Annotated in this window: 1 protein-coding gene; it reads left to right on the forward strand. The window is 50.0% G+C overall.

The genetic code is table 11. From position 1 onward, the window contains the following. The coding region (locus tag AB4653_RS10180) for an aldehyde dehydrogenase family protein (RefSeq protein WP_372104056.1) at positions 1–226 on the forward strand (226 nt) is incomplete at both ends.

Consider the following 226-nt stretch of genomic DNA (forward strand, 5'->3'; position numbering starts at 1 on the left):
ATCGATTTTGGTGATGATGGAGAAGATCGCTGATCTTCTACCTGCAGGCGTGGTCAACATCGTGAATGGTTTTGGTAGCGAAGCGGGTCAAGCGTTAGCAACCAGCGATCGTTTGGCGAAATTGGCCTTTACCGGTTCGACAGAAGTCGGTCACCACATCCTGAAATGTGCGGCTGAAAGCTTGATTCCATCAACGGTAGAGCTTGGCGGTAAGTCTCCAAACATC

The organism is Vibrio sp. 10N.222.48.A3 (assembly GCF_041475345.1).
Taxonomy (GTDB): Bacteria; Pseudomonadota; Gammaproteobacteria; order Enterobacterales; family Vibrionaceae; genus Vibrio; species Vibrio tasmaniensis_A.